Genomic DNA, 9,669 nt, shown 5'->3' with positions numbered 1-9,669 from the left:
AACAAGGTAGCCGTATCGGAAGGTGCGGCTGGATCACCTCCTTTCTATGGAGAAACGAACAAGAGATTGTTCAAAATCCAAGGTCGGAATTACGAGGAAAGTTTTAGAAAGTGTTGTTTAATTTTGAGGGTCCTTGAAAAAGGGTTCTCGGGGGATATGAGGAACGAAAGAGAGCTTTATGTTCCCTGAAGAAGTATGGGGGTATAGCTCAGCTGGGAGAGCACCTGCTTTGCAAGCAGGGGGTCAACGGTTCGATCCCGTTTATCTCCACCAGTGGCGAAAGTAATACTTGAGCCGATGATAACCAATATGGGCTTATAGCTCAGCCGGTTAGAGCACTCGCCTGATAAGCGAGAGGTCGGTGGTTCGAGTCCACTTAAGCCCACCATGCAGAATAAAATCTGCAAAGATTGCACCTTGAAAACTGAATAAAGTATAGCAGATAAAGCAATATGATTAAATGTAATGCGCTGTATAAGTAAAAAGATACAGGGTAAGAATCTGAAGATTCAACTACAATTAACATGAAACAGAACCAAAGATTATCACATGGTCAAGCTACAAAGAGCACAAGGGGAATGCCTTGGCATCGGGAGCCGAAGAAGGACGCGACTAACTGCGATAAGCTACGGGGAGCCGTAAGTAGGCATTGATCCGTAGATTTCCGAATGGAGCAATCCGGCTAGAGTCATGTCTAGTCATCATATGCTGAATAAAATAGGCATATGAGGGGAACCGCCTGAACTGAAACATCTAAGTAGGGCGAGGAAAAGAAATCAACCGAGATTCCGCTAGTAGTGGCGAGCGAACGCGGAAGAGGCCAAACCGAGAGTAGTAATACTTTCGGGGTTAGGACAGAAATGTGTACACAGAGGTTTAGCAGAATTGTATGGGAAGGCAAACCAAAGAGAGTGAAAGTCTCGTATGCGAAAAACTGAAGTGGCTATCTGAATCCAGAGTACCGCCGGACACGAGGAATCCGGTGGGAAGACGGGGGGACCATCCTCCAAGCCTAAATACTAACCGATGACCGATAGAGAAGAGTACCGTGAGGGAAAGGTGAAAAGCACCCCGGGAGGGGAGTGAAAGAGAACCTGAAACCTTGTGCTTACAAGCACCGAGAGCCCGTCAAAGGGTGATCGGGTACCTATTGTAGAATGGTCCGGCGAGTGAATGTTACTGGCAAGGTTAAGCACCTAAGGTGTGGAGCCAAAGCGAAAGCAAGTCTGAATAGGGCGATTTTAAGTCAGTAGTATTCGACCCGAAACCGGGTGACCTACCCATGTCCAGGTTGAAGTGGAGGTAAAACTCCATGGAGGACCGAACCGACTCCCGTTGAAATGGTAGCGGATGAGGTGTGGGTAGCGGAGAAATTCCAATCGAACCCGGAGATAGCTGGTTCTCTCCGAAATAGCTTTAGGGCTAGCCTCGGAATAGATTACTGGAGGTAAAGCACTGAATGGGCTAGGGGCCGAGAGGTTACTGAACCCTATCAAACTAAGAATGCCAGATAATCGTTTTCCGGGAGTCAGACGGCGTGAGATAAGTTTCGTCGTCAAAAGGGAAAGAGCCCAGACCCACAGCTAAGGTCCCAAAGTATAGTTAAGTGGAAAAGGATGTGGGGTTGCCCAGACAACCAGGATGTTGGCTTAGAAGCAGCCACTCATTAAAAGAGTGCGTAATAGCTCACTGGTCGAGTGACCCTGCGCCGAAAATTCAACGGGGCTAAATTATACACCGAAGCTTGGGATACCGCAAGGTATGGTAGGAGAGCGTTCTGTAAGGAGTGAAGTGAGAGCGAAAGCGTTCGTGGACTTTACAGAAGTGAGAATGCCGGAATGAGTAGCGAGAAATATGTGAGAATCATATTGGCCGAAAGTCTAAGGTTTTTGGAGGAAGGTTCGTCCGCTCCAAGTAAGTCGGGAGCTAAGGTCAGGCCTAACGGCGTAGCCGATGCACATACGGTAGATATTCCGTAACCACCGAAAGATTTAAACACAGGGACACCTTGAAAGGGCATATCCCGGGAGTTGGTTTACCCGGGCGTAAGGGATCGAAATTTGAGTAGAGAAGTATGTTTGGACGAGGGCGAGAAAAGCTGTGCGTATATTTTAGGTGCCCGTACCGCAAACCGACACAGGTGGACAGGAAGAGGATTCTAAGGCCAACGGGAGAAGGGTAATTAAGGAACTCGGCAAATTGACCCCGTAACTTAGGGATAAGGGGTGCTCACAGAAATGTGAGCCGCAGAGAATAGGCCCAGGCAACTGTTTATCAAAAACACAGGTCTCTGCCAAATCGAAAGATGAAGTATAGGGGCTGACACCTGCCCGGTGCCGGAAGGTTAAGAGGAGGAGTGAGAGCTCCGAATTGAAGCCCCGGTAAACGGCGGCCGTAACTATAACGGTCCTAAGGTAGCGAAATTCCTTGTCGGGTAAGTTCCGACCCGCACGAATGGTGTAATGATCTGGGCACTGTCTCAACTACCCGCCCGGCGAAATTGTAGTACCGGTGAAGATGCCGGTTACCCGCGACAAGACGGAAAGACCCCATGGAGCTTTACTGCAGCTTGATATTGGGTTTCGGTAATCTATGTACAGGATAGGCGGGAGACTAGGAAGTAAAGGCGCCAGCTTTTACGGAGTCGGCCTTGGGATACCGCTCTTAGATTGCTGGAATTCTAACCTGCGGCCATGAAACTGGTCGGGGGACATTGTCAGGCGGGCAGTTTGACTGGGGCGGTCGCCTCCTAAAGAGTAACGGAGGCGCTCAAAGGTTGGCTCAGCACGGACGGAAACCGTGCCTCTGAGTGTAAACGCACAAGCCAGCCTAACTGCGAGGATGACGGTCCGAGCAGTAACGAAAGTTGGAGTTAGTGATCCGGCGGTATGTGAATGGAAATGCCGTCGCTCAACGGATAAAAGCTACCCTGGGGATAACAGGCTGATCTCCCCCAAGAGTCCACATCGACGGGGAGGTTTGGCACCTCGATGTCGGCTCATCACATCCTGGGGCTGTATTCGGTCCCAAGGGTTCGGCTGTTCGCCGATTAAAGTGGTACGCGAGCTGGGTTCAGAACGTCGTGAGACAGTTCGGTCCCTATCTGTCGTGGGCGCAGGATATTTGAGGAGTGCTGTCCTTAGTACGAGAGGACCGGGATGGACGCACCGCTGGTGCACCAGTTGTCATGCCAGTGGCACAGCTGGGCAGCTAAGTGCGGATCGGATAAACGCTGAAAGCATCTAAGCGTGAAGCCGGCTCCAAGATAAGATATCCCATAACGTAAGTTAGTAAGACCCCTTGAAGACTACAAGGTTGATAGGCTGCGTGTGTAAGTACCGTGAGGTATTCAGCTTGGCAGTACTAATAGGTCGAGGGCTTGACCATGAACTTTGGTTCAAGCAGATCTGCTTCTTTATTCAGTTTTGAGGGTGCGATATGCACCATTAGCTCAGTTGGTAGAGCACCTGACTCTTAATCAGGGTGTCCCGGGTTCGAACCCCTGATGGCGCACCAAAGAGAAGGTTGGAGCTGGGCAACCGGCTCTAGCCGAAGAGAATTGGCCCGTTGGTCAAGCGGTTAAGACTCCGCCCTCTCACGGCGGCAACGCGAGTTCGATTCTCGCACGGGTCACCAAGACCCGGAAAAGTGAATAGAAGTAGATAAATAGTTGGTGTTGATGACGCTGAGGGTCCACCTGTTCCCATCCCGAACACAGAAGTTAAGCTCAGTAGTGCCGAAGATAGTTGGCTGGAAGCGGCCTGTGAAAATAGGAAGACGCCAACATTTATATATTCCTCCATAGCTCAGTCGGTAGAGCGCATGACTGTTAATCATGATGTCACTGGTTCGAGCCCAGTTGGGGGAGCCACTAAAGCAGTAAGATGAAAACTTACTGCTTTTTCTTTTGCTGGAAATTGGGAGGCTATATATGGATATTTGGGATATGTTATATGAGAAGGCGAAAAAGCAGTATCATCCTGAAGATGTATCTCCATTCGTTATGGCACATCATGTCGTATGTGCTTTAGAGGCTGAAAATGGCGAGATATTCACAGGTTTTTGTATTGAAAGCTGTAGCGGGGTTATGAATTTGTGTGCTGAGAGAGTAGCGGCACTTAATATGTATGTAAATAGCGGACAAACTGTTGTAAAGCGTTTGATTGCATTTATGGATAAAGCTCCGCATGGAGAGGGCAGTGGAATGCCCTGTGGTGCGTGCAGAGAATTTTTTATGCAGCTTAACGAAAAGAATGAAAATATGAAAATAATGATTGACTTTGAAAAAAGAGAAACTATTACATTAAAAGAAATACTTCCATTTTGGTGGGGAAAAGAACGTTATGAAAACACGAAATCGGTTAATGATTTAAACTGATTTTGCTATAATATATGTAGAAAGTATATGAATATTTAAAAACTATGATTAAATATAAATATATTTTTGACCGTAACAGAGAAAAATTTGAAATCATATAATCAAAGATAATAAATTAGGAGCTTCTGTATGAAAACAAAGCAAATTACATTTGCAGGTTTAGCGATTGCTTTAGCTATGGTTGTTTCTACAATCATAAAATTGCCAAGTTTGCCGAACGGTGGTTCAATTACACTTTTTAGTATGCTTATTATAAGTATGATTGGCTATTGCTATGGTCCAATGACGGGTTTTATTGCATCTATCGCATATGGTATTCTGCAATTTGTAGTAGAGCCTTATTTTGTACACCCATTACAAGTGCTTTTAGATTATCCGCTTGCTTTTGGTGCATTGGGTGTTTCGGGATTCTTTTCTAAAAAGAAAAATGGTTTAATATATGGATATATTCTTGGCATACTAGGAAGACTTTTCTTTCATGAAGTTTCAGGATTAATTTTCTATACAACATATGCAGGAAATCTTTATGATAATTTTGTGGCAATTAGTGCAGTTTTGATTTATAATGCAAGCTATGTTTTGACGGAGGGGGTTATTACGCTTATTCTTTTAGCACTTCCACCAGTCCGAAAGATGCTTGAAAATATAAAGCGTCTTTCTGTAATTCGTTGATAATTTATATAATGAGGTTAGATTATGAGCAATATGAAAAAAATTGATATAATGCCGCTTACAGAAAGAGATAGGGGAGTTGCTTCATATCTGATGATATATTCTGCGTATGATAGCTTAAAAAAATTTATTCCTAAAATAGAGCGTGGCGGACTTGCAATAAAAAATAGCCTTATTATTAGAAAATTTTATAAAGCGGTTTCAGATGGTAAAATTATAGGCATTATATATTTGAGTGATTTCCGAAGTGGATACATAGAGCTTAATTACTCTGATATTAAAAAACAGTTTGGAATTATTAAGGCTAAAAAGGTCTATTCCGCACTCCAAAGTGCATTCAGCGTTAAAAATATTCCTAAGGACTGTGGTTATATAGGTTATCCTATTTCAGCTGAAAGTATGGATAATTCTATAGCAGAGGCACTTTTGAATTATGTATTATCACAGAAAAAATATGAAAAATATTATATGCAGATTTCAAAAACAGATTTAACAAAGCGTGAACTTTTGGAAAAATTGGGATTTGAACTGATTAAAGAATATAATCCTGATGAAAATTCAAACTTAAAGACAACATATCTTCTTATGGAATATACAGAAAAGATGGTATGAAATTCTACAAAAAACCTTGACAAATTGCGGAAAGCGGTATATAATATTCGAGTACAACAAAGCAAAGCGGTATGCTTTCACCTATGAGGTTAGACTGTCATGGGTCAATAACTATTCTACGAGAGCTTTTTGCGTTCTCTGATTATGCTATTGACGCACGGACAGTTACGGCTGTACCGTGCTTTTTCGTTTTATAGTTATGTATGGAGGTGCTTTAACATAGGCAAGCAGGAACTTCAGATAAATGAAGAAATTCGTGACAAAGAGCTGCGTATTATCGGCTCGAACGGTGAACAATTAGGAATTATGTCCGCTTCTCAGGCTTTAGCTAAAGCTGAAAGTATGAATCTTGACCTCGTTAAGATTGCCCCTCAGGCAAAACCGCCTGTCTGTAAGATTATGGACTACGGCAAGTATCGCTTTGAGCAGGCTAAACGAGAGAAAGAAGCAAGAAAAAATCAACATGTTGTTGATGTTAAGGAAATTCGTCTTTCGCTCAATATTGATACCCATGATTTTAACACTAAGTTGGCTCATGCAAAGCGTTTTGTTGGAGCAGGAAACAAAATTAAGGTTTCTATACGCTTCCGTGGAAGAGAAATGGGACACCCTGAGCTTGGTATGGATGTAATGAAGAAATTCGCAGAAGCTTGTGCAGACTTTGCAAATATTGAAAAACCCGCAAAGCTTGAGGGACGCAGTATGCTTATGTTCTTAGGACCGAAAACAAAGTAAACCGATTATTCGGAACTAAAGACGATATAAGTGCTTTCTTTTAAATGAGAGCAAATCAGAACAATAAGGAGGAGCAATAAAATGCCAAAGATTAAGACACACAGCGGAGCAAAAAAACGTTTTAAGCTTTCAAAGAGCGGTAAGGTTATCCGTGCTCATGCAAACAAAAGCCACATCTTAAACAAGAAAACAACAAAGCGTAAGAGAGGTCTTAGAAAGACTGCTGTTGCTGATAAGACAAATACAGCACAAATCAAGAGACTCATTCCTTACAAATAATTTAAGAGTATTACCGGTCAGAACGGTTTAATGCACAAAACGGAGGTATTATATAAATGGCACGAGTAAAGGGTGCGTTGGCTACACGCAAAAGAAGAAAAAAGACACTAAAGCTCGCTCGCGGTTATTGGGGTGCAAAGAGCAAGCATTTTAAGATGGCTAAGGAAGCCGTAATGAAGAGCGGCAACTATGCTTATATCGGTCGTAAACAGCGTAAGAGAGATTTCAGAAGACTCTGGATTACTCGTATTTCCGCAGGCTGCCGTGCAAACGGTGTTAATTATTCAACATTTATGAACGGTCTTAAGAAAGCTGGCATCACACTTAACAGAAAGGTTCTTTCTGAGATTGCTATTGCTGACCCACAGGCTTTCACAGCTCTTGTTGAGAAGGCTAAGGCTGCTTTATAATTAAATTCAATGCACCTAAGTTCACTCTTAGGTGCATTATTTATATTATATTAAAAAGGATTTTTAGTATGAAAAATATAATTTTGATAGGTATGCCGGGCTGTGGAAAAAGTACTGTAGGTGTAATTTTAGCTAAGATTATAGGTTACTCCTTTCTTGATTCGGATTTGCTTATTCAGGAAAAAGATGGTAGATTATTAAGCGAAATAATATCTCAGGAAGGTTTAGACGGTTTTAATAAGATAGAAAATAAAATTAATGCTTCAATAGATGTAAGTCGTTCTGTTATTGCAACAGGCGGAAGTGTTATTTATGGCGAAGAAGCTATGGAGCATTTTAAGAAAATAGGAATAGTTGTATATATAAGGCTTCCTTATGGAGAAATCGCAAACAGGCTTGGCGATCTTACACAGCGTGGAGTTTCTATAAAAAAAGGGCAAACTTTGCTCGACCTCTATAATGAACGCATTCCGCTATATGAAAAATATGCAGATATTATAGTTGATGAAAATGGTATGGCGATACCTGAAACAGCATTATGTATAAAAGAGAAGTGCGATGAATATGATAACAAGCAGAGATAATCCCAATATTAAAGAAATTATTAAGTTGCAAAAAAGTGCAAAGCAAAGAAGAGATGCGGGTCTTTTTACTGTTGAGGGGGTAAGACTTTGCAGAGATGCGGCTTTGTCAGGTGCGAAAATAAATAAGTTCGTATATACAAAACAGGCTATGGAAAAATATTCGGACGATTTCAAGTTAATATCGGATATTGGCTGCGAAAAAATTGAAGTCAGTGCTGACATTTTCTTGAAAATTTCCGATACAAAATCACCGCAAGGTTTGCTTTGCGTTATTTCTATGCTTGACAAAAGCATTTTAGTTGATAAAATAGAAAATACGGGGCGTTATGTTGCTTTGGAAAATATAAGCGACCCGTCTAATCTCGGAACTATACTCAGAACAGCAGAGGCTTTAGGTCTTGATGGCATAATACTTTCGGAAGATTGCTGCGATGTTTATTCGCCTAAGGTTGCGAGGGGAAGTATGGGTGCTGTATTTAGAATGAAATTCTGTGTTGCTGAAAACTTTACTGAGTTTATTTCTGAGCTTACTAAAAAAGGAATAAAAACATATGCCGCAACTCCGAGAGATGCTGTGTCCGTTACTGAACTTGATTTAAGGAGTGGAATCGTACTCATAGGCAATGAGGGTGCAGGTCTTACAGATGAAACTATTTCTGCCTGTTCGCAAAGAATAAAAATTCCTATGGGAGGAAGAGCTGAATCACTTAATGCGTCTGCTGCTGCGGCTATTTTGATGTGGGAACTTATCAGAAGTAAGTGATATGTTGCTGTGTGGAGGAATACTCTTGAGAAAAGATGTAATATACTATCTGTGGCTGCAATGCATATTTGGTGTTAATAATACTGCCTTTAAGAATGGTATGTCCTTTTTTAAAACAGCCGAAAATTTTTATAATGCCTCAGAGTATGATTATAAAATCTGCGATTGCTTCACACCTAATATTATAAAAAAGCTTATGAACAAGGATTTATCCAAAGCAAGGAAAATTCTTAATGACTGCGAAAGACTTGGATATGACATTATAACATATAATGATGAGCTTTTTTCTGATAAGCTTCGTGCTATTTCTGCACCACCTGTTTTACTTTATGTGAAGGGTAAAATGCCTAAGCTTGACGGGAAATTGTCTGTTGCTATGGTTGGTTCAAGAAATGCAACAAGTCAAGGATTAAATGCGGCAAATGACTTTGCGTTTTCTTTTGCTGAATCGGGAGCAATAGTTGTCAGCGGAGGAGCCTTTGGTATTGATACAGCTTCGCATAAGGCTGTTCTTAATGTTTGTGGAATAACGATAAGCGTTCTTGGCTGTGGAATAGATGTGGGGTATCCTATGGAAAATATTCCAATGTATGAGAGAATTGCAGAAAATGGTGCAGTTGTTTCGGAATTTCCGCCAGGATATCCGCCTATTGCAAAGAATTTTCCACTTAGAAACAGAATAATTTGTGGGCTTTCTGATGCTACGCTTGTTGTTCAGGCTGGGGAAAGGAGCGGCGCTTTGATAACAGCAAATGACGCTATTAAAGAGGGCAGAAAGCTTTTTTCTATTCCGGGAAGTATTTTTTTTAGAGAAAATAAAGGTTCTAACGAACTTTTGAGGCGTGGATATTCAGTTGCAATAGAACCAAGCGATATTTTAAATTGGTATGATACTAACAAGAATAACTTGAATTATTTTGCTAAAATAGATTATAATGAAAAAGTCGAACAAATTCGTAAGCCGATTTTTGTCGAAAATAGTATAGACAGTACATCTGAATTTGTAATTGATGAATCAAAACCAGAAGAAAAACCTATAAGAAAAGTTCCGAAAGATGTTTCAGAAAATTCTAAAAAGGTATTTATGGTGTTGAGTGATGAACCTGTGACAACTGATTATATTTCAGCGAAAACAGGTATGCCTATACATGAATTACTTTCAGCTCTTACTGAGCTTGAAATTTTTGGCTACATAGAATCGGTTGTCGGAGGTAAATATATAGCAAAAGGTTGATT

At 41.5% G+C, this 9,669-nt stretch carries 10 protein-coding genes, 5 tRNA genes and 2 rRNA genes; all 17 read left to right on the top strand.

Features of this window, described 5'->3' with window-relative positions:
* Positions 1–189, top strand: a 189-nt coding sequence (locus ACLU24_RS07935) for a hypothetical protein (RefSeq protein ID WP_412611628.1), incomplete at its 5' end; no start/stop codon positions are given.
* A gap of 8 nt (positions 190–197) precedes the next feature.
* A tRNA-Ala gene (locus ACLU24_RS07930) sits at positions 198–273 on the top strand.
* Positions 274–311: 38 nt separating this feature from the next.
* A tRNA-Ile gene (locus ACLU24_RS07925) sits at positions 312–388 on the top strand.
* Positions 389–551: 163 nt separating this feature from the next.
* Positions 552–3,387: ribosomal RNA gene (locus tag ACLU24_RS07920) — 23S ribosomal RNA — on the top strand.
* Positions 3,388–3,440: 53 nt separating this feature from the next.
* A tRNA-Lys gene (locus tag ACLU24_RS07915) sits at positions 3,441–3,516 on the top strand.
* A 45-nt stretch (positions 3,517–3,561) separates the two neighbouring features.
* Positions 3,562–3,636, top strand: a tRNA-Glu gene (locus ACLU24_RS07910).
* A gap of 33 nt (positions 3,637–3,669) precedes the next feature.
* Positions 3,670–3,786 (top strand): 5S ribosomal RNA (rrf, locus tag ACLU24_RS07905).
* Between the two features lie 9 nt (positions 3,787–3,795).
* A tRNA-Asn gene (locus ACLU24_RS07900) sits at positions 3,796–3,871 on the top strand.
* 60 nt (positions 3,872–3,931) lie between these two features.
* The gene (locus ACLU24_RS07895) at positions 3,932–4,378 is read left to right on the top strand and encodes a cytidine deaminase family protein (RefSeq protein WP_412228846.1); all 447 of its coding nucleotides are present in this window, start codon (positions 3,932–3,934) and stop codon (positions 4,376–4,378) included.
* Positions 4,379–4,507: 129 nt separating this feature from the next.
* Entirely contained in the window at positions 4,508–5,050 is a 543-nt protein-coding gene (locus tag ACLU24_RS07890) for an energy-coupled thiamine transporter ThiT (protein ID WP_412611626.1), read from the top strand.
* A 24-nt stretch (positions 5,051–5,074) separates the two neighbouring features.
* Positions 5,075–5,662 carry a hypothetical protein gene (locus tag ACLU24_RS07885; RefSeq protein ID WP_412611625.1) on the top strand — a complete coding sequence of 196 codons (588 nt, stop codon included), beginning with the start codon at positions 5,075–5,077 and terminating at the stop codon, positions 5,660–5,662.
* A 129-nt stretch (positions 5,663–5,791) separates the two neighbouring features.
* Positions 5,792–6,397, top strand: coding sequence for a translation initiation factor IF-3 (gene infC, locus ACLU24_RS07880; RefSeq protein ID WP_412611624.1), 606 nt, complete (start codon positions 5,792–5,794; stop codon positions 6,395–6,397).
* A gap of 81 nt (positions 6,398–6,478) precedes the next feature.
* A complete protein-coding gene (gene rpmI / locus ACLU24_RS07875) occupies positions 6,479–6,676 on the top strand; it encodes a 50S ribosomal protein L35 (protein ID WP_022264920.1) in 198 nt (65 codons plus the stop codon).
* 56 nt (positions 6,677–6,732) lie between these two features.
* Complete coding sequence (rplT, locus tag ACLU24_RS07870; RefSeq protein WP_412611623.1) at positions 6,733–7,086, top strand: 50S ribosomal protein L20; 354 nt, start codon at positions 6,733–6,735, stop codon at positions 7,084–7,086.
* Between the two features lie 68 nt (positions 7,087–7,154).
* Positions 7,155–7,670: a shikimate kinase gene (locus tag ACLU24_RS07865; RefSeq protein ID WP_412611621.1), complete on the top strand. Its 516-nt coding sequence runs from the start codon at positions 7,155–7,157 to the stop codon at positions 7,668–7,670.
* Entirely contained in the window at positions 7,651–8,433 is a 783-nt protein-coding gene (locus ACLU24_RS07860) for a TrmH family RNA methyltransferase (protein WP_412611619.1), read from the top strand. Before ACLU24_RS07865 ends, ACLU24_RS07860 begins: the two co-directional genes overlap by 20 nt.
* A 25-nt stretch (positions 8,434–8,458) precedes the next feature.
* On the top strand, positions 8,459–9,667 hold the full coding sequence (dprA, locus tag ACLU24_RS07855; RefSeq protein WP_412611617.1) for a DNA-processing protein DprA: 1,209 nt from the start codon (positions 8,459–8,461) through the stop codon (positions 9,665–9,667).
* Positions 9,668–9,669: the final 2 nt, after the last annotated feature.

This window comes from Pseudoruminococcus sp., assembly GCF_047012705.1.
Lineage (GTDB): Bacteria > Bacillota > Clostridia > Oscillospirales > Acutalibacteraceae > Pseudoruminococcus.
Note: the sequence above shows the minus strand (reverse complement) of the source record. Positions and strands in the feature narration are given on the sequence as shown.